Genomic DNA, 20,156 nt, shown 5'->3' with positions numbered 1-20,156 from the left:
ATTTTTATTTATTTCGATCTAATGCGTTATTAATATCATCCATCAATTGAGAATAGGTCTGTACCCCTCCCGCAATATAAACTGCCGTTGGATCTAAATAAACGACTTGATCATTCTTCCAAGCAGAGGTTTTTCTCACTAATGCATTATCTAAAATTTGCTGTGCAGGCTGAGCCTCTGATCGACCTATTGCGCTGTCACGATCTATTACAAATAACCAATCTGGATTTAATTTTAGTAACAGCTCGGCATTCACGATATTTCCATGCGTTCCTGTTTCAGCAAATACATACGCGGGTTCGAACTCTAGTTCATCAAATAAAAATCCAAAGCGTGAGCCCGGGCCATAAGCTGAAATTTTGCCACCACTGACTAAAATCACCATCGCTTTACCTGCGTTAGGTGTCTTTTGTTTTATAGTGTTTATTTTTGCATTAAATGCATTTATAACGTCTTCTGCTTGTTTTTCTTTACCAAAAATCATGCCTAACTGTGTCGTACGCTCAGTCAAACTCTTGACGAAATTTTTATTATCGATATCCATGGAGATAGTTGGCGCTACACCACTTAATTTATGGTATGCATCACGCGAACGACCGCCTCCCAAAATTAAATCTGGCTGTGCATTACTCAATGTTTCGTATGCTGGCTCAAACAATGTACCCGCATTAATATAATCACTGGTGGTATATTGAGATAAAAATTGAGGCAGTCGTACGTTAGTTTGTGGAATTCCGGCCACCGGTGCACCTAAAGCATCCATGATATCCAATGTTTCCATATTCATCACCATCACTTTTTTAGGATGACGAGGGATCTCTGTTTTACCCTGTACATGCTCAATAGTGATTACCTGTTTCTCTGCCGTAGGCGCAGTTTCTGTGGTATTTTTAGGATCGTCACAACCGGTCAACATCCAAGCTGATAGCAATATAAAACCTGAAACTAATGATTTGGCGAACATCTGATTCCCTCAATCTATCTTGACATACCGATAATAAAAATTATCAACGGTTTCATGGTTAAAACAGCTGAGTGACTTATATTTTATCTGCATCTATCTAAGCCACTTGAGTAACAAGTGTCCAGTTGACCAAACCACAATGCGATGACTTAAAAAGATCCGGTACTTAATATTCAATAGCCATGAACAGTAAGCCGTAAGTGGATTTCTATAACCATTCTCATCAGTCATCTAGAAATCATTGTCGGTCATTTGAACTATGCATAGCGCATATTACCTTTTAGTTATCACAAATGATATTAATTTACATTTGCATTCAATTCGATTGAGGTAAAAATAAACAACTACATCAACCGATAATCAAGATAATTAACCGACTTAACATATATTTATCTGCAAATATTTAAATAATAAGACTTTTAATACCGCAATAACCTTATTACAGAAAAAATATAGAGTTAAATTAACCCATTGAATCTATAGGGGAATTCAAATAATAATAGATAGCCAGTTACACTGGCTTTTTTACTCTCTTTGCTACCCATGTCTATACTGATATCTATATTAATAGCTCCACAGTAGGCTAAGTACACCTGTGTATAATCGCTATGCTTAGCCCCACTGATTTGCGTAATAATTAGCGCAATAATAAGGCTTAATGAATAATTATATGATTTCTCAGGCCTAAACTACCAATGTCTCTGTTGGTATCAACCATTCATAATTTCCAAAGACCTCACGCTGAGTTAACCAGCGAGATAACATATCTAATAACAACATCACGCTGACATCTTGCTGAGTTTTCTTGCTGTGGTTTTGTGGCATATAACGCACTTGCTGGGCATATGCTTTTTCCGGAGTATATAATGCCAACGATAAACATCCATGGGCATAATCCCCGATAACTAAACCAATACCAGCATGATGGCTAACAGCAATATCGCGAGCTCGAGCCAATAACATTGATAACTGTGATTCTTGACCAGATTTTTTATCCTCAATCATCACGCCACTATTCATAGAAGCTTTTTGCTCGCTATTGTTATGAACTCCATCTTGATAGGCGATATTACCTCCAATAACTACCCCACCTTTAAAAGGTACCTCTGCCGATTGTAATGTCCAACTCAGTAAACCTTGGCTAAAGTGTTCACTCACCGCCACCTGCAATTGCTGGCTTATAAGCATGCGACCAATAACCGAGGCTAATCCTTCTGTACCTTCAAATACACAGTTATCACCAACCTCAGCTTTAATCTTCTGCCAAACTTTTAGCATCTCTTGTTGTTGTATTGCCGGTCCAGTGAGTTTCAGTTCAATGGTAGGTGCAGAGGAGCGATATCCCATAACACAGTCTGTTGGCAGAGTTAGACTATCAAATTGCTGCGCTAAGCTACTTTCACTGCGTCCAAAACTGGTGAGTCGTAAACATACCGGTGGCTCAGGTAATATATAACGCCGACGTAAACGCGGTATGATCTGTTCTGTGATCATCACCTTAAACTCAGAAGGAACACCAGGCGTGAAAAATAACCAGCAATCATTAATTAATAAACAAAAACCACAGGCTGTCCCTACAGGATTATCAATTAATTCAGCATGTTGTGGCAGCATTGCCTGCTTACGATTGCTTGCTGCCATAGCTCTCCCACGAGAGGCGAAATAATCCTCCATTATCGTAATCCACTCTTGATGTTCAATGAGAGGCACGCCAGCAGCAGTAGCCGCCGCTAAGGCGCTCAAATCATCACTCGTTGGTCCGAGCCCACCATTTACAATTAACACATCCGCATGACAACTACGCTCAAGCAATACACTGACTAAGCTGTCTAAACTGTCACCTACTGTGGTTCTACTGCTTAAAGGGATCCCCTGCTGAAAAAAACAGTCTGCTAGCCAAGCGGCATTAGTATCTATGATTTGCCCATGCAGCACTTCATCTCCGGTACTTAACATTTCAACCACGAGCATGGATTAACTCCTATTAATTTATATTATCTGGCATATAATAAGCTACCTTATTATTATGCTCTCTAAAATGAAAATGTAATTGATTTTTATTTATTATTTTCCCTCTTCAATAGTGAGATTAATATTTTTACACTTTAATAAATAAAATAATTGTATCTATTGTGAGTATGCTCGCAAAAATAAAATCAGTTACATACATCTGATTTTTTATTTTGGAACACAAGCAAGAACAAAACAAAAATAATATTTATAATACTATTTTAGTTATATACTAATAGTAGAAAGTAATTATAGGAAAACAAAAATAACATATAATTATGAACTTAATATAACCATTAAATATATTTAACAATACATATAATTAATAAGCGTGAATTAAACAACAATATAAATTCATTTAGTCACATTATTTATAAGAGAGCATCGCCATGAATAAAATAGATTTAACCATAGAGGAACTTTCATCCAAGCCACGGCACTACAAAATAGGCTATCTACCTAATCAAGGGGAACCGAATAAAAAGCCTCAATTAATTTTAAGTGGAAAATGGTTAGCTACCTTAGGTTTTACTATTGGTACCCCCATAAAGATAAGCTTAGAAATGGGTCGATTAATTATTCAACGAGTTGAATCAGAGTAAATATCAAATAAATATCCTGATTCTATTTTATAGAGTAATAATTACCAGATATTTATACCCAAATAATAAGTTAAATGACTAGTAGATTAATTTTTTTGCTATCAGAGATAGTTACTGACGGTATGAGTGAATATAGTTATGCTTTCTATACAAAGGGATGGTTTATCTCAATTAATAGTTCTATTTAGACTAGCCCAGATAGCATCAGCCCGATTCGCCAAAATTAGATACCATTATAAGTTGGCTGTTAATTCTAAGAAGCTAGCGCCTGATTAGCCGAATGCTTATGATTAAGCACCTATTTGTTACACCTATTTGTTACACCATATACGCTACTCCCTCCTTGGGGATCGGTCTATTTAGATAAAGAAAATATACTGTTCAACGATGCTACGCTGGTGCTGCGCCAAATCGATGCGAGAACAACGGATATAAAATTTAACGAATAAAAAACAGCCGGAAGGTTATTCCGTCTTAATAACTATTCCGTCTTAATAACTATTTTGTCTTAATAACTGTTTTATTTTAATAACTATTTTGTCTTAATGTTGATGATAACAGCTCAACAACGACCGCAAGCATTAAATGGGTTTATTGCTACCTATTTAATGCCTTGGAGCACATACGATTTAACGTTGAGGATCCAAAATTCAAATAATTCGTTTGATCAAGGGATCTCTGCACTAGCTCAACTGAGGCTCAACCATTGGCAACAATAATTATCGATTGTGCCACAGTAATTCCAGCTATGTCGCTGACCATGGCAATTAATAGAACGAGATAATCGAACGCTTATTCAGTATAAGTGAAAACTCATGCCGAATAACTTTGCCATCAACGTACCCACTATCACCCTTACTAATCTGGCTGATCTGCGATATTCGCCTGCATATTAGCCCAGCATAAATAGTCTCTGCAATAACTGCCTATGATATTAGTTCGTGCCTAATATTAAACCACCGTTTTTAGTGCACTATAATTGCACACTATAATTAGCTCGCCATAATCCCGCTCTCCATGACGTCTAAAATAACGTGTTCTCATTACCGAAAACACGTTATTGGGTCTGTAAACCCTCAAATATGGAGGCTACTTTTTTTTACTCTCAAATTAAGCTCAAAAATCAACCAATCCTATGTGATAATAAATCCCACTAACTTATAAAAAAATTAATTGTTTATTATTAATAAGTTGGATTATTTTTTAGACTAAAAGAACAAAATAAAGTCAACTAGTTAACAAAAAATGATCATCCTACCAACTGAACCTAATCGTCATATTGGTCAAAAAAACCAATAATTGTTTGATGCTGCTCACAATCCAACGAGTAACTTGTTTTATGAAACGGCGTTTTATATTTATAATCGTTACATAATGAAAGATGATGAAAGACAATAAAAATAAACGGCAGCATCTAAAAATGAAAACTACAGTGGAACGTAGAATGGAAATCGCCAACTTAGTTGGTGTAAGAGGAAAGTTTAGTGTCAATGAACTGTCTGAATACTTTTGTGTTTCCGGAGCAACCATACGGACAGACCTACGTTTTTTAGAAAGTATGGGGTATGTGGTCCGCTCAAATGGTTATGTACTGTTAAATAAAGGCGCAATATCTCGATTTGTACAGCCAAAAGACCAGACAGAACCGGATAACACAATAACAGAAATACCTTTAGCCGAGACCCCTTTAGTCTCTGCACCGATAATAGACACAGCATTATCAGATACAAAATTATTAGCAACGCTGGGGATAGAACAACAATTAATAACACCACCACAGCCCGAATTAACCGCGCCGCAAAATATCGCCGCAACCGTTGCCAATAATTCGCCTTGTGAAATAGGTCAATCCGTTTTTATTGCCGCTGGTCTCCAGACACGGCAATGGGTACGCACCCAAGATTGGCGCTCTAAATTTATTGTAACTAATGATTTGTTGCTCCCCTCACTGTTAAGCGTGAGAGATGAAAATACCAAAATTATTATTCCAGGGGGTCAAGTCAATATCGACACCATGGCATTAGACGTTACCGGTATTGAACATCAATTAATTAATTATCGCGTTGAAAGTACCATTATAGAAGTCGACAATTTTGTACCACAGGAGGGATTTTTTTCCAATACACAACAAAATGTCAATTTTTTAAAATTATTACGCAAAATAACTAAACAATTAATTTTTATTGTAACACCACAGCGCAAAGACACACACGCAATGCACTTTATTGGTGATACTGATTTTCCAGATAATTTATTATCTCTATAAATAATTAAACAAATAAATATTTTATATTTTACAACACTAATTTAAAAGGAATATACACATGGCTAATATTGTATTAGTTCGCATAGACGAACGTCTTCTGCACGGCCAAATAAGAATTACTTGGGGTAAATTTTCTGGCGCAAATACAATTATTGTCGCTAATGACGATATTGCTGCGAACCCTTTATTACAAGCACCCTTTAAAGGAGCAGCTGGCGGTGAATATACTGTTTTATTCCGTAGCATAGATCAGCTAATTAATAGTATTAATAAAGCTGATGAGCGCAGACGCATTCTTATTTTATGTAAAAACCCAACAGATGTTGCTCGTTTAGTTAATGGCGGCGTGACATTTAAAGAAGTTAACGTTGGGAATATGCATCATAATTCTGAAAGAACACAAGTCGATAAAAATGTTTCATTAAGCCCGAATGATATCGAAGCATTTAAATCTATCCAAAATAACGGTATTGAATCTTATATTCAGCACATGCCTGAAAGTAGTAAGAAAAATATTTTCGAATATATTTAACCTGATATTAAGGTGGCAATATGTATGAAGCACTTTTAGTTGCTCTCTGGGCAGCGTTTTGCGGCATCGATAAATATGATGTCGCGCTAAATATTCATCGACCTCTTATTACTGGCCCGGTTGTTGGGCTGATTATGGGTGACCTCGAAACCGGATTAATTGCTGGTGCAGCAATGGAGCTAGCCTGGTTAGGTTTAGTACCTAATGCCGGTTCTCAGCCACCAGATGTGACTATCGGAGCGATTGTCGGTACCGCTTTTGCTATTACTCTGGGCATTAGCCCTGATGCATCCATCGGGATGGCGATCCCCTTTGCATTAGCTATGCAGGCATTGGTTATCTTCATGTTTACTTCATTTTCTCCAGTTATGCAAAAATGTGATAAATATGCAGAGCAAGGAAATTCCAAAGGCATAGATAATATGTTGTATTTGGGATTAGCCGTCCGAGCTATATTATATGCGGTTGTTGCTTTTGTAGCAGTTTATTTTGGAACTCAAGCCGCAGACTTTATTATTAAATATTTACCAGGAAATGTAATTGATGGTATGGCGATTGCTGGGAAAATGATGCCAGCGGTTGGTTTTGCTATGTTATTAAGAACCATGTTTAACGTTAAATTATTACCTTATTTCTTCTTAGGGTTTTTATTAACTACTTATTTGAAATTACCTATTATTGCCGTCGCTATTGCCTTTCTGTGTATTGCTATTCTTGATTACTTTAAATCAGGAAACAATAATAATAATGAAAATACCTTAGAGGATATTCAAGATGAACTCTAAAACAATAAATGAAATAGCCAGTGAAGATAATACTATTGCGCTAACCACAGGGACCGAATATAAAGATAAAAGTATAAGTTCAGTTATTACTAAAAAAGATCTATGGAAAGTAGGTTTCCGTGGTCTATTTATGGAAGGTAACTTTAACTATGAGAGAATGCAGGCTGGCGGTTTTTGCTACAGTATTATTCCCGCATTAAAGAAAATACATACCGACCCACATGATTTTTCATTAGCATTGAAAAATAATATGGCTTTCTATAATGCGCATCCCAAACTCTTTACCTTTCCTCTTGGTCTCGCGATTGCTATGGAAGAAAATAAAGAGAAGCCAGAAACCATCAGTGCAATTAAAGCCGCAACTATGGGGCCAACCGGCGGTATCGGCGATGCAATTGATCATATGACCATGATGCCATTAACTCTGGGTATCGGGGCAGCAATTTCATTACAGGGCAGTATTGCAGGGCCATTTGTTTTCTTCTTTTTATATCAGTTTTACCATTTCTTTATCTATTTTTGGCTGTTGTTCTTTGGCTACCGTTCAGGGGTTGCTGCACTGAGTCGTTTATCGGAACAAGCCGATAAATTAGGTCGTGCGGCCAACATTATCGGGTTAGGGGTATTAGGCTCGATGACCGCAGCCTTTGTGAAAGTCTCGACGCCGCTTGTGGTGCAAGCTGGGGAGGCACAAGTTAATATCCAAGCCGACTTATTAGACCGAGTATTGCCAAATGCGTTACCACTGGCCTTGGTGTGGATTATGTATTACCTCGTTCAAAAAGGTAAATCCCCAAGTGCGCTGATTTTTGGCACCCTATTCCTCGGTGTTGCTGGTCATCTTATCGGTATTTTCTAAGGATAACATCATGATAGGTATCGTAGTTATTGGGCATATTAATTTTGCCAGCGGTATACAGTCCGCAGTAGAAGCGATTGTTGGCGAACAGCCCCAAATTCGGTTTATTGATTTTTTACCTTCCACCAGCGCAGAACAATTGCAACAACATATGGCGGACGCGGTGGCAGAATGCCAGCAAGGGCAAGGTGTTCTGCTGATGACGGATGTAATGGGCGGAACCCCATGTAACCGTGCGATAGCATTATTGGCCAACACACCAAATATCAAAGTGGTCACCGGCAGCAACTTGCCGATGATAGCGAATGCTTGCTTAGAGCGTGATGAATTGACATTAGAACAATTAGTCGAATTTGTCATTAGCTTGGGTCATCAATCTATCAGCGAAGTTCAACAGGTTGATGAAGAAGAAGAAACGCCTGACCTTATCGATGATGGACTCTAAATCATGACGACTCAAACCGCACAAGTACGCCAACTCATGCATAAAGCATATGAATGGCAAAAAGCAAACCAAACACGTTGGGTGATCCGCAGCACGGGTAAACGTCGCTATTTAAAAGCCACTGACTGGGAACGCGGCGTTTTTTGGTCTGGCGTGGCGGCCGCATGGCGTGCTACCAATGAACCGGGTTATTTAGAAGGACTAGCAGATTATAGCCTCAATACCGGGTTTCGCGCCGGTCCATTGACTAATTTTGCCGATGATCAAGTATGCATTCAGGCTTATTTGGATATCTATAAAGCTCTCGAATGTCCAGACGCGATTCAATACAGTGCTAAAGCCCTTGAAAGCATGATCCAATCAGAAAAATCGGGCCGTGAATTATGGTGGTGGGCGGATTCATTATTTATGGCTGCGCCCGCGATGGCCGCATTCGCCGCAGAAACCCAACAACCGATTTATTGGGAATATATGGATAAATATTGGTGGGATGCGGTCGACTATCTTTATGATGCCGAAAGTGGGCTTTATTATCGTGATAAACGCTATATGCCAGCACCTCAAGGTGAAAACGTTCGCGAAAAAAATGGTGAAAAAGTGTTCTGGGCGCGAGGGATTGGCTGGATATTAGCCGCTATCCCTCGGTTACTGGCACATTTACCCGTCGAACATCCAAGCCGAGAAAAATATCTGCGTATGTTCCGCGAATTAGCCGAAAAAGTGATTGAATTTCAACATCAAGATGGCTTATGGCGCACTAGCCTGCTCGATCCTGCACAATTCCCAGAGCCAGAAAGTAGCGCCAGCGCACTGTTCTGCTACGCCTTCGCTTGGGGCGTGAATGAAAATATCCTGGATGAAAAATTTGCTAAAGCAGCACATGTAGCTTGGCAAGGCCTCAGCCATTGCGTTAATTCAGCAGGTAAACTGGGTTTCGTTCAATTACCAGCGTACAACCCTCGCCGGGTACAAAAAGATCATAATATTGATTATGGCACTGGGGTGTTATTACTCGCAGGCAGTGAAATACTGCGCTTAGCCGAAAATAGCTAATCGTATCCACAGGCTGATCTGGCCATCAGCCTGTTATCTCTCCAGCTTAAAATCTGGCGAAGATAACCCATATAATTTCAATACTAGAAATTAAAAGTTAAAAATAAAAAACTAATTTCATTAATCAGGAGCCACACACCCTACAGTAATAAAAATAATATACGCAGCTTCACCCCATAAAATAAATATCAGGATAAACGTCAGGATAAATTCTTATCTCTGTACATCAGGCTATTTTTATTTATATATTATTATAGGTATGATATGAAATACACACACTCTGCTTGCCTGAAAACATTACTTACCGCCTGTTTAATTACCACATCAGCTATCTCAGTTGCTAGCGGATATATTCAAATCGGTAGCGAATACGAATATTACCCACAAAAAGAAAATATTAATTATTACCGTCAAACTTCCTATAATCCTTATTTGCGTTTCAGTTATAAACCCCAAGATTCAGACTGGACATTCTCCGGGCGCTTATTATTAAAAGAATATCCACACAAAGATAAATACGAAAATAAAACCAGTACCGGGCAATCGGGCTTATATGAACTGTATGCGACCGATTATATCCGTAGCGGTAATTTTATTTTCCGCCCGGGAATTGGAGTACGCATTGTCCCCTATGATGAAAACAATTATTACGGTGAACGCTACGAACACCAATTACGGATTTTACCGCAATTCGATTATCTATTAACTAAAGATTCGCGTTTATTCGTTAACGGTTTTTTCTATGTGGCAGATTCTAAAGGCAGCCGCAAAAATGATCGCGTAACAGACAAATTCAATCAAGGCGAATGTACTAAGCAGCAAGCCAATCAATATGGCTTTTGCTCGAACAAATATCGTGATTGGGGATATGAATTTGATTTCGGATTAAGAAATAATATTAATGACTTTAATTCCTATACGCTCGGTATTCACACCGAATTCGATAAAGTCACTAATAACTATGATAGCCAATTAGTCCAAGCCACTTTAGGTTATCAATATCGACTCGGGAAACTCACTCTAGGTCCTTATACTCGCCTTGCCCTGACGCGCAGCATTAAAATGAAATCTGAAAAAGATCCCGCCAACAATATTACCTTAAAACAACCTTATAGCCGTTACGGTGTTTATGCCAGTTATGCTTTTAATGGCCGATGGTCTGCGGGAATGGAAACCTATTTCCAAGAAGAAAAAATGCAAGATCAAAAAGGCGATGATATGCAGTCACGTCGTAAATGGTTCTTTAAATTAAACGCTCAATATAACTTCTAATATGAGTTAAACAATGAAAAAAATAAATATCGCTCTATTAATCTCATTGCTTCCTTGGGCGGCTCAGGCTGAAAGCAATCAGGATTTATTGTCTGTCACTGTACCTTCAACGATACCTTTAGCGGCATCCTCTGCATCGGCTAATAATGAGACTGCCGTTAATAATCAAAAAATGATCCAAGCTATGCGGATCAATTGGCGTAATAATTTTATTCCAACCGCAGATATCAACCCGCAATTACTGAGCCAATATATTGCTCAGTTAAATCATAATGCCAATGATCTGTGGCAAAAAATGAATAAAGACGGCAACGATGCGCCATTATGGTCAGATATGGCACTGGATGATCATTCATCTGCAGGTCGGCTAAATTTAGGCAGTACGCTAAATACCCTTTACCAACGATTGTTTGTGCTTACTAAAGCGTATGCCACGCCGGGCACCGATCTTTATCATAACCCGCAATTAAAACACACGCTGATTAATACCTTAACTTGGCTAAATCAGCATTACTATCATCAAGATGCGCCAGAATGGGGAAATTGGTGGCATTGGGAACTCGGGATCTCACGCACGCTGAATAATATTTTAATCATCCTCTACGACGATATTCCCACAGAGCTCATCAGCGCATATAACCAAGCTACCCGGCATTTTGTCAAGGATCCGCGTTACTTGGCCGAAGGCAGCGGCGCGCCTTACTCCACCACTAAAAATGCCTTTACCTCTACTGGCGGTAATCGCATTGATAGCGCCCAAGTAGTATTTATTCGTGGCTTGCTCGCCAATGACAGCCAAGAGATCACTAATGCGGTTAATTCGCTGCCTGAAGTACTTGATAGAGTTACCAGTGGTGACGGTTTCTATGCCGATGGGTCATTTATTCAGCATAAAGATTTACCGTATAACGGCACCTACGGGCAAGTCTTGCTGAATGGATTGGGGCTGATCAAGCGTACCGTCACTAATACCCTATGGGATTTTTCAGCGGCTGATAATCTGAAGATTTATCAAACAATTAATCGCAGTTATCTCCCGCTATTATATCAAGGAAAAATGATTGACGCTGTAAATGGCCGTAGTATTTCACGTCATAATGGACAAGATCTCGATGTTGGATTAACGATGATCAATGCCATTGCGCTGTTTGTAGATGGCGCTCCTACTGAACAAAAAATAGCCCTCGAGAAACAACTTAAATCTCAACTGCGCCCTGCGGTTATTCAGCATTATCAGGCAAAATTACCTGATAATTTAGCCGCATGGAAAGTGATCAATCGCCTGATCCACCAAGATCTTCCCGAGGCTAAAATCCCGCTGGGGGGAACCGTTTATGCCGATATGGATCGCGTTGTGTATCACGGTAACCACTATATGTCAGTGATTGCTATGCATTCAAATCGTACCGGCAGCTATGAGTGCATCAATGGTGAAAATCTGAAAGGCCAGCGTACCGCAGACGGCATGACCTATATTTATCAACACGATGATAATCAATATACTGGCTATTGGCCGGTCGTCGATGCTCGCTATTTACCCGGAACGACTTCCGCTGGTGAACTCGGCAGTTGCGACGAACAATACCGTTTATCCCAATTAGGCCATGCCAACATCACTTGGGCTGGCGGTGTCACACTCGATCAATGGGCAAGTGCCAGCCTAGAATTAAAAGTGCCGCAATCGTCATTAACCGCTAAAAAATCATGGTTTATGGCTCCCGATATTATGGTGATGTTAGGCACTGATATTTCAGCGCAACAGCCGGTTGTCACTACATTAGACAATCGTAAAATCACCGCGACTAGCCAAATTGAAGTCGATGGAAAACCACTACATTCTGGCGAACAAGTATCAGTTAAACACACGGTTCAGCTAGTTGATGGGGATAAAAAAATGCGTTGGGAGCTCAATGGCGCCCAGCCAGTGACCGCACAATGGAGCCTGCGACAGGGCGATTGGTCAGAGATTGGTACCTCTTCCGGTCCTGTCAGTGCACCTTTTTTAACTTTGCTCAATTCACATGCCTCATCGGATAACGAAAGCTACGCCTACACGATTTATCCGACGGGTGCTGACAGCGTGCCATTTAATCTATTAGCCAATGATAAATCGGTACAAGCCATACAGTTTAGCGCCAGCCAAACCGTGATGGCCAATTTCTGGCGCCCTTCACAAGCGGGTATTATCGAGGCCTTAACTCCCTTAGCATTAATTATTACGCCAGTAGGCAATGATTATCGAATTGCCGTGGCTTCACCAAGACGAGATAGCCGAGTTTCTTTCCGCTTGCCTGAAACACTGCAACTAAAAACAGATCCAGATTCACGCGTTACCTTACAAAACGGCATTATTAGCGTCGATGTTAGCCAATTACGCGGCAGCAGTTACCTCTTCGAATTACAAAAATAATCAGGGCTAATACTATGAAAAATAAAATAACTTATACTTCATTACGTGAACCAACCATGCTATTAGCACTGTTTTCACTCTCCCTAGTCTCTGCCTCGGTACACGCTGGGATAACTCAAGATTGTGGTGGATCGAGTTATTGTACCAATAAAACTATTGACGCCAATGCTGCCGGTTATATCGATAAAACACCGGTGTATTTTGCCGGCGACAGTCGATTAACCGTCTCGGCATCTGATGCCTTTAATAACGCCTCAGGCATATATGAATTTAGAGAGAATACTCAGGTAGATGTTAATGCTGAAAAAGGTCTTAATGGCGGGACTTATACCCTACGAGGCAATTCTGGGCAGACACAAGTCAAATTAAATATTACGGCTAAAGACGGGCTTACGAATGCCAAACTGACGGCGCTCGCTAACAGCCAAGCTGAAATTAATGTCAATCAAACCCACGGCATTAGCCATAGTGCATTAACTCTAAACGCAGGTACTACCCTCAATATCAATGCAAGCAATGGACTACATAACAACTCAGCGCTTACCGTGACGGACGCCGAGGTAAATTTAAACGCCAAAGATGCGTATACCGCAGATTCACTGCAAACAGGCAAAGCGGCGAGCATTAAAGGCGCTTCTACGGTCAATATCAACAAAAAAGACGCCATGAGCGGCGGACAATTAAATATTCAAGATTCAAGCAGCGTAAATATTAACGCGGGCGGCAGTGTCAATGGTGGCATATTGCTGATTAGTGGCAAATCACAAATGAATATTAATAGTCAAAATGGTGTCACAGGCCCAACCGACGGCAGCAATAAACAAATATTTCAATCTGGCACCCAGTTGAATATCAATGCCTCATCAGGATTAGCTGGCGGGAATCAAACATTTAATAGCGCTATCCTCAACGTCAATGCCGAACAAGGAATCGCTGGCGGTTATCAGATTATGGCGGGTTCTTCACAGCTCAATACCCACGCGGATAATGCCATTTCAGGCGGACTAATTAAGCTACAAGATAACGCGACATTAAATACCACAAATAATAATGTAATCACCGGGGGCACTCAAAACTTTACTGGCGCGAGCATCTTAAATGCCAGTGGCACCGATACACTGGTCAGCGGAACCCAAAACTTTAGTCAAAACAGTGTATTTAATGCCAACGGCAGCGGAGGGATCACCGGTAATAGCCGTCAGACATTCAGTAACCAGTCCGTCATGAACGCCAATAGCCAGTACGCAATCAATGGCGGAGCCTCCACCACTTTCAAAGATGATGCCACCTTAAACGTCAATGCCGAACAAGGCATTTCAGGGGGAACACTCCTGTTTGATGGCCATTCTGTGCTTAATATTAATACCCATAACGGTATTAATAATGACAACAGTAGCTTGCGCTTTAAAGGTGATGCGACCATTAACCTGAATCATCAGGATGCGCTCGCTGACACCACGCTAAAACTGGAAGGTAACGCGGGGATCCTCATAAATCATGATAATGCGCTGAACCACACCACCAATATTGAATTCGCTAAAACTTACGATACCAGTACAGGAAGCTATTTAGACCTGAATGGTCATTCCACCACCGTAGGGACGATCAGCGGAAATGATGACCAAGCGGTGATCAAAAATAGCGCAGACAATAATGCCGACCTCACCAGCGGACTCTATGACTATCGCGTCTATGCAGGGCAAAGCTACCAATTTGAACAATTGCTACAATCAGGGGCAATGCGCTCCGATGCGGTGGTGAGTACCGCCGTTGCCGATATTCTGCGTCAATCCAGCTTAGCAATGCTGCCTCAATACAGTGATCGACTAATTACAGCCCCAAATGGCATGGTGCAAACCGGACAAGGAATTTGGGTGCGTACACTGTATGCGAAACAACAAAATAGCGGAGATGGCGCAGCTAATCCAGAATGGAAAGGCCACGTCAGCGGGATCCAAATAGGCAGTGATCTATGGCCAAGCAGTGATAATAGCCCATCCAAAATTGGGGTCTATCTTGGCTATGTTAAAGGCAATGCCAATGTTTATGGCAAAACACTGGACGCGGAAAATACCCAACTGGGCAAGGTCGAATTAGATACCCTCAGCCCGGGGATCTATTGGCGTTATGTTGCTAATCAAGGGTGGTATACCCAAACCACCTTCCAGTACAACCATTATCGCGGCAAGGTGAATGCCCATCGTAGCCAAAAACACGCTGATTTAACGGCTAATGGTTATCTCGTTGCTTTAGAAACCGGATACCCGATGGCTATCAACGAGTACTTCTCCCTCGCGCCACGCTTACAGGTTACTTACCAATCGCTAAATTTAGACGATTACCAATTTAGTGATCTCGCCGTCAATAATCATTCAGATGAACAGATTAGCGTACAAGCCGGCGCCCGCATGTATTGGCGTACCATGTCGATATCAGGCACACAATATGCCCCTTTTATCGATATCGAACTCAACAATCAATTATCATCGCGCGATCGTAACCAAGTCCGCATTAACAGCAGCAATCACACGGAAAGCTTGCTCACTACCTACCAACAAACCTCCGGTGTACTTGGCGCAGGGGTCAATGTGAAACTTAACGATTCGTGGAACTACTATGTGAAGGCCGGTTATCAACATGCCTTTAACGACCACCAAGAAAATGTTTGGCACAGCTCGGCAGGCTTAAATTTCAACTGGTGATCTCTACCCGTAAATCTGCCATAAAAATAACAAAAACAGGCCATTCCTCTTATCCAGGAATGGCTTTTTTATCGCTGCCAAAACTCCCCGCAGCTATTTTTAATCACACAATTCAGACTTAAATCGTTATCAGCTCACGCTAAAAAGCCATACTAAATAAACATACTAAAAATAATGCTAGAAACGATACCCAAAAAACCATATCGGGGGTTAACATAAACGCGATTAATCCGCTATCCCCTCAGTAAATTGCCATAAAAAAGCCCAGATTTTAAAATCCGGGCTAAACATGCAGCGAGCATGAAAATGACTAGCTTATGATTAATTCAATAATGAACGTACATATTCAGCGATTTCAACATCTTGGCAATGCTCAAAGAAGCAAGCTTGAAAGCGTTCACCTGAAACAGCAGTTTTAACTAAACTTTGATCCATCGCACGCAAGGTATCTAGATAATTTTCTTTTACGATGGCGGCTTTCACTTGATTCAAAATAGCCGCATTACATTTTTGCGGCTCCGCACGTTCAATCGGATACCCTTGGCCGCGCTCACCGCTAAAAGCTTTCTCAAAAATATAACGCACATTCAGCTCAGCGCCCCAACCAAAACCTTTAGCAAAGGCTAGTGATAACGCATTACCATTATTAATTTGATTAAATAAGAAAGCATCCGAAGGCTCTAAACAATAACCACATACCACACCGGGATGAATATTCAGTGACATCAACGCACCCTGCCCCGTCCCACAACCTGCCACCACAAAATCAATCGCGCGTGAGTTGAGTAATAGGCTCGCCATGATCCCTAAATGAATATACGTTAAATGATGATCATGTTCATCACTCATGCCGACGTTAAACACATCATGCCCTAATGGGGTTGCAACTGATTGTAATTCATTAAGAATTACTGGATTCTTAGCTGCCTGACTGTTTTCCATCATGAGTGCGATTTTCATACTTTACTCCCTATCAACATCAATAAATTAAAAGGATTAATTAATGCTAAATTCTTAACCCTTAATGCTTAACTAAATAATTATCTCGCTAACCAACCACCATCTACGGCAATGGTATAACCATTAATATAATCAGCCGCTGACGAGGCTAAGAACACACAAGGACCGGCTAAATCATCCGGTGTTCCCCAACGACCCGCAGGAATACGCTCAACGATCTCTTTATTCCGGCTTTCATCTGCACGTAACGCTGCGGTATTGTTGGTGGCCATATAGCCCGGAGCGATAGCATTAGCATTAATATTATATTTCGCCCACTCATTCGCCATTAAACGTGTCAGCCCCATCACCCCACTTTTTGATGCAGTGTAAGAAGGAACGCGGATCCCACCTTGATAAGATAACATCGAGGCAATATTAATAATCTTGCCGCCATTACCTTGTTTAATAAACTGTTTCACTGCTGCTTGCGCCATGAAGAAAACGGATTTCAGATTGATATTCATCACATCATCCCAATCTTGCTCAGTGAAATTAATCGCATCTTCACGGCGGATAATCCCGGCATTGTTGACCAAAATATCAACCTGACCAAAGGCAGCAACGGCTTGCTCAATAATTCCTGCGATTTCTTCCTGACGCATTAAGTTCGCGCGGATATCCAGAAAACGACGGCCTAATTTTTCGATTTTTTGTTTTGTCTCTACTGGTTCAGTAATATTCACTGCCACGATGTCACAACCCGCGTTTGCTAATCCCAACGCCATACCTTGGCCTAAACCGGTATCACATCCAGTAACAATCGCCACTTTGCCGTCTAATTTGAATGAATCAAGGATCATGATTTTTACCTCATTAAGATTAATTAATTGAAACGCCGTTTCATTTTAATCATTAGATACCATTTCCAACTAGATTTCAAACAAAATTAAAACGCCGTTTTATTTTAACTAAAGATATATGAGGCGAACTTAAAAAGGTGAACTCAGAAAGGTGAACGTAGAAAGATGAGCGCAGAAAGATGAGCGCAGAAAAGTGCAGTTAGCCATAAGACGAAAAGGTGAAAGATCAATAGATAAAACGAAAAATTAATAAAATATATCGCTACAAAAAACAGCGAGCTATATAACTAATGACTCAACTAATTAGAATAGCAAATCGTCGTTAATAAAAATCAATCAAAAAAATTAAAATTTCCGACAATTAGCAGAAGATAATTTAATCTTTTTACCTCTGTGTTATAAAGATCTCATATTAATAATAGGCCAATCATTATTGGCATCTAAGGCTACTATTATAATGAATCGAATATCACGGCTCACAACAGAAACACAGCGCGCAAACTTTGCATTAGCTCATCATGTCGAATTAACTCATCTGCTTAAGCGCTTTTTTCCGACCAAATATCATTCTCTTTTTGCGGTGCCTCAAATTGGGGAGAATAATGCCATCGAGTGGTATTCCGAATTATCCGGATACCCAACACCCTTGCTGTCACTTGAACCCGATGAAGCTCAACGCATTCGTCGAAATTTAAATGAACGCTTAAATGATATCGCCACGCTGGCACTACAACAGAAACAGCTCGGCAATATCACCGAGTCTGAACTTCAATTGCTAAATAAAGCCGCCATACTGCCAGAAGACGACAGCATACTGATTATCAATGATCAGCCCGTAATAACATGGTGGCCTCGGATCACGCCATTGGCCGAACCTATCGCACCAGCCGTGCCGTTAAGCCCAACCACAATTCCTACGACAGCAGCTATCGCGATCAGCCGTCGATTATGGCCACGGATACTTTTATCATTATTATTACTGCTGTTTATTTTGCTATTAATTTCTTGGCTAAAAGGCTGTTTTGACCCACGCGTAGCCCCTGTAGCAACGATTGAAAAGCCGTCTGTAGAGACCATCGCACAACTCCCAGAGCTGGTGAGTAAACCTGAACCGGAGACAGTACCCGTATCTGAAACTATCGAGTTAACCCCCTTAGACCAGTGTATTCAGGAATTAACCGCTGATCATTCAGACCCTCAAGCTAAATCGATATGTACCTCCCGTTTACAAAAACCAGCCAAAGATCTGTGTCCCGCAGAACGCTCTCCGCAATCGGCACCACAAGTTATTTTGATTTTTGATGCATCAGGATCTATGTCTATCTCCATGAATATTACCCAACGTGAACTTGATATGCTCTCCCAAGGGCTTATTTTTAACGGATATGACCGAGAACCTAGCCGGATCAGCGTTGCCCGTAATGCAGCAACAAAAATTGTCAAAAATATTCCCTCCGACATGATGATATCCGCCGTTGTAGCATCTGATTGCGGCGTAATAAAAACCACCCCAAATTATAATTTCACACAACGCCCAACCTTACTCAATTATATTAATCGCATTCAACCCGATGCTGGCACACCACTGGCTGAGGCGTTAGTCAAAGCCGGCAGTTTGATCAAAAATAATCAAAAAGACACCATTATGATCCTTATTTCTGATGGATTCGAGTCCTGTAATAAAGACCCCTGCACCACCGCCAAACAATTGAAAAAAGCTCATCCCCGCATGGTAGTCAATGTGATTGATATTATGGGCGTCGGTGCAGGAAATTGTATTGCCACCTCAACAGGCGGAAAGGTCTTTACCGCCAAAAATGCAAAGGAAGTCAGTGTTATGATGAATAAGGCTATCGAAGATTATATCCCTAAAGATTGCCGTTAAAGCTTAAAGTTAAATATTGTCATTAAATATTACCATTAAATAACAGTGCGCCTATCTTCCAATTTCAGTCATAAAGTTTTATCCGGTGCACTGTTATTTTTGCGAGTATGCTATTTTATTTTAGATAAATATTTGTATGACATCATAAACTGAAATACATCTTGTGTAGATTATTATCCTGACACGGCTAATTATTCCATTATTTAATCTGTGATCTAGCTCACTTAAAATTCAATCATCTTCTATTTTTAACTCTACGACTGGTTAGGTTAAATATGCTTTAATACTTCCTCTTTACAGCGATTTAAAACTAAAAAAACAAAATTTAAATGACCTAATTAATATTATAAACTATTTATTGAGTGATTTTATCAGCTATTCATCATTATATTATTTTTAGCAGAATGATTATTGACTCAACACCACAATGCTTACGCCATGCTGTATAGCTAACCTCATTAATATAGAAACAACTCATTTTAAATATCATCAATATATTCATATACCATTGATAATAAACTTATTTTTTATTTTTCAATTCATCTCTATATTTTTTATACCGAAGAAAA

Annotated in this window: 15 protein-coding genes and 1 pseudogene; 12 read left to right on the top strand and 4 right to left on the bottom strand. The window is 40.2% G+C overall.

Features of this window, described 5'->3' with window-relative positions:
• Window positions 1-4 precede the first annotated feature (4 nt).
• Together MNY66_RS01575 and MNY66_RS01570 are read right to left on the bottom strand one after the other, a co-directional pair.
• Window positions 5-964, bottom strand: a complete 960-nt coding sequence (locus tag MNY66_RS01575) for a siderophore ABC transporter substrate-binding protein (RefSeq protein ID WP_241501303.1) — start codon at window positions 962-964, stop codon at window positions 5-7.
• 684 nt (window positions 965-1,648) lie between these two features.
• Window positions 1,649-2,935, bottom strand: coding sequence for a nicotinamide mononucleotide deamidase-related protein YfaY (locus tag MNY66_RS01570; protein ID WP_047254764.1), 1,287 nt, complete (start codon window positions 2,933-2,935; stop codon window positions 1,649-1,651).
• Window positions 2,936-3,363: 428 nt separating this feature from the next.
• Here MNY66_RS01570 and MNY66_RS01565 point away from each other — a divergent pair, with 428 nt between their 5' ends.
• The 11 genes and pseudogenes from MNY66_RS01565 to MNY66_RS01520 all read left to right on the top strand — a co-directional run bounded on the left by MNY66_RS01565 (window position 3,364) and on the right by MNY66_RS01520 (window position 15,900).
• Window positions 3,364-3,576, top strand: coding sequence for a SymE family type I addiction module toxin (locus tag MNY66_RS01565; RefSeq protein ID WP_047254763.1), 213 nt, complete (start codon window positions 3,364-3,366; stop codon window positions 3,574-3,576).
• 311 nt (window positions 3,577-3,887) lie between these two features.
• Window positions 3,888-3,983, top strand: a pseudogene (locus MNY66_RS17990) (Tat proofreading chaperone DmsD); the annotation flags it as partial.
• A 1,013-nt stretch (window positions 3,984-4,996) separates the two neighbouring features.
• A complete protein-coding gene (locus MNY66_RS01560; RefSeq protein WP_047254770.1) occupies window positions 4,997-5,842 on the top strand; it encodes a DeoR family transcriptional regulator in 846 nt (281 codons plus the stop codon).
• Window positions 5,843-5,894: 52 nt separating this feature from the next.
• On the top strand, window positions 5,895-6,374 hold the full coding sequence (locus MNY66_RS01555; protein ID WP_197075979.1) for a PTS sugar transporter subunit IIB: 480 nt from the start codon (window positions 5,895-5,897) through the stop codon (window positions 6,372-6,374).
• Window positions 6,375-6,394: 20 nt separating this feature from the next.
• Window positions 6,395-7,159: a PTS N-acetylgalactosamine transporter subunit IIC gene (gene agaW, locus MNY66_RS01550; RefSeq protein WP_047254761.1), complete on the top strand. Its 765-nt coding sequence runs from the start codon at window positions 6,395-6,397 to the stop codon at window positions 7,157-7,159.
• The gene (locus tag MNY66_RS01545) at window positions 7,149-8,018 is read left to right on the top strand and encodes a PTS system mannose/fructose/sorbose family transporter subunit IID (protein ID WP_047254760.1); all 870 of its coding nucleotides are present in this window, start codon (window positions 7,149-7,151) and stop codon (window positions 8,016-8,018) included. The genes agaW and MNY66_RS01545 overlap by 11 nt, the downstream gene beginning before the upstream one ends.
• A 10-nt stretch (window positions 8,019-8,028) precedes the next feature.
• Entirely contained in the window at window positions 8,029-8,463 is a 435-nt protein-coding gene (gene agaF, locus MNY66_RS01540) for a PTS galactosamine/N-acetylgalactosamine transporter subunit IIA (RefSeq protein ID WP_241501302.1), read from the top strand.
• 3 nt (window positions 8,464-8,466) lie between these two features.
• Window positions 8,467-9,516 carry a glycoside hydrolase family 88 protein gene (locus MNY66_RS01535; protein WP_047254758.1) on the top strand — a complete coding sequence of 350 codons (1,050 nt, stop codon included), beginning with the start codon at window positions 8,467-8,469 and terminating at the stop codon, window positions 9,514-9,516.
• Between the two features lie 264 nt (window positions 9,517-9,780).
• On the top strand, window positions 9,781-10,788 hold the full coding sequence (locus MNY66_RS01530; RefSeq protein ID WP_047254757.1) for a hypothetical protein: 1,008 nt from the start codon (window positions 9,781-9,783) through the stop codon (window positions 10,786-10,788).
• Window positions 10,789-10,801: 13 nt separating this feature from the next.
• On the top strand, window positions 10,802-13,198 hold the full coding sequence (locus MNY66_RS01525) for a polysaccharide lyase 8 family protein (RefSeq protein WP_241501301.1): 2,397 nt from the start codon (window positions 10,802-10,804) through the stop codon (window positions 13,196-13,198).
• 14 nt (window positions 13,199-13,212) lie between these two features.
• Window positions 13,213-15,900, top strand: coding sequence for an autotransporter domain-containing protein (locus tag MNY66_RS01520; protein ID WP_241501300.1), 2,688 nt, complete (start codon window positions 13,213-13,215; stop codon window positions 15,898-15,900).
• 321 nt (window positions 15,901-16,221) lie between these two features.
• Here MNY66_RS01520 and MNY66_RS01515 read toward each other — a convergent pair whose 3' ends face one another.
• Together MNY66_RS01515 and kduD are read right to left on the bottom strand one after the other, a co-directional pair.
• Window positions 16,222-16,860 carry an RpiB/LacA/LacB family sugar-phosphate isomerase gene (locus MNY66_RS01515; RefSeq protein ID WP_047254754.1) on the bottom strand — a complete coding sequence of 213 codons (639 nt, stop codon included), beginning with the start codon at window positions 16,858-16,860 and terminating at the stop codon, window positions 16,222-16,224.
• Window positions 16,861-16,940: 80 nt separating this feature from the next.
• The gene (kduD, locus tag MNY66_RS01510; RefSeq protein WP_047254753.1) at window positions 16,941-17,702 is read right to left on the bottom strand and encodes a 2-dehydro-3-deoxy-D-gluconate 5-dehydrogenase KduD; all 762 of its coding nucleotides are present in this window, start codon (window positions 17,700-17,702) and stop codon (window positions 16,941-16,943) included.
• Between the two features lie 457 nt (window positions 17,703-18,159).
• On the opposite strand from kduD, the gene MNY66_RS01505 reads away from it, so the two are divergent.
• Window positions 18,160-19,587 (top strand): vWA domain-containing protein, encoded by a 1,428-nt coding sequence (locus MNY66_RS01505; RefSeq protein WP_241501299.1) that lies wholly within the window; start codon window positions 18,160-18,162, stop codon window positions 19,585-19,587.
• Window positions 19,588-20,156: the final 569 nt, after the last annotated feature.

The sequence above is a fragment of the Moellerella wisconsensis genome (assembly GCF_022592395.1).
GTDB classification, from domain to species: domain Bacteria; phylum Pseudomonadota; class Gammaproteobacteria; order Enterobacterales; family Enterobacteriaceae; genus Moellerella; species Moellerella wisconsensis.
The sequence above is the reverse complement of the archived record's forward strand: the minus strand, read 5'-3'. Positions and strand labels throughout refer to the sequence as shown.

Excerpts from the sequence above, each read along its gene's own strand:
- MNY66_RS01575 (WP_241501303.1), bottom strand. The coding sequence starts at position 964 with ATGTTCGCCAAATCATTAGTTTCAGGTTTTATATTGCTATCAGCTTGG.
- MNY66_RS01570 (WP_047254764.1), bottom strand. The coding sequence starts at position 2,935 with ATGCTCGTGGTTGAAATGTTAAGTACCGGAGATGAAGTGCTGCATGGG.
- MNY66_RS01565 (WP_047254763.1), top strand. The coding sequence starts at position 3,364 with ATGAATAAAATAGATTTAACCATAGAGGAACTTTCATCCAAGCCACGG.
- MNY66_RS01560 (WP_047254770.1), top strand. The coding sequence starts at position 4,997 with ATGAAAACTACAGTGGAACGTAGAATGGAAATCGCCAACTTAGTTGGT.
- agaW (WP_047254761.1), top strand. The coding sequence starts at position 6,395 with ATGTATGAAGCACTTTTAGTTGCTCTCTGGGCAGCGTTTTGCGGCATC.
- MNY66_RS01545 (WP_047254760.1), top strand. The coding sequence starts at position 7,149 with ATGAACTCTAAAACAATAAATGAAATAGCCAGTGAAGATAATACTATT.
- agaF (WP_241501302.1), top strand. The coding sequence starts at position 8,029 with ATGATAGGTATCGTAGTTATTGGGCATATTAATTTTGCCAGCGGTATA.
- MNY66_RS01535 (WP_047254758.1), top strand. The coding sequence starts at position 8,467 with ATGACGACTCAAACCGCACAAGTACGCCAACTCATGCATAAAGCATAT.
- MNY66_RS01530 (WP_047254757.1), top strand. The coding sequence starts at position 9,781 with ATGAAATACACACACTCTGCTTGCCTGAAAACATTACTTACCGCCTGT.
- MNY66_RS01525 (WP_241501301.1), top strand. The coding sequence starts at position 10,802 with ATGAAAAAAATAAATATCGCTCTATTAATCTCATTGCTTCCTTGGGCG.
- MNY66_RS01520 (WP_241501300.1), top strand. The coding sequence starts at position 13,213 with ATGAAAAATAAAATAACTTATACTTCATTACGTGAACCAACCATGCTA.
- MNY66_RS01515 (WP_047254754.1), bottom strand. The coding sequence starts at position 16,860 with ATGAAAATCGCACTCATGATGGAAAACAGTCAGGCAGCTAAGAATCCA.
- kduD (WP_047254753.1), bottom strand. The coding sequence starts at position 17,702 with ATGATCCTTGATTCATTCAAATTAGACGGCAAAGTGGCGATTGTTACT.
- MNY66_RS01505 (WP_241501299.1), top strand. The coding sequence starts at position 18,160 with ATGAATCGAATATCACGGCTCACAACAGAAACACAGCGCGCAAACTTT.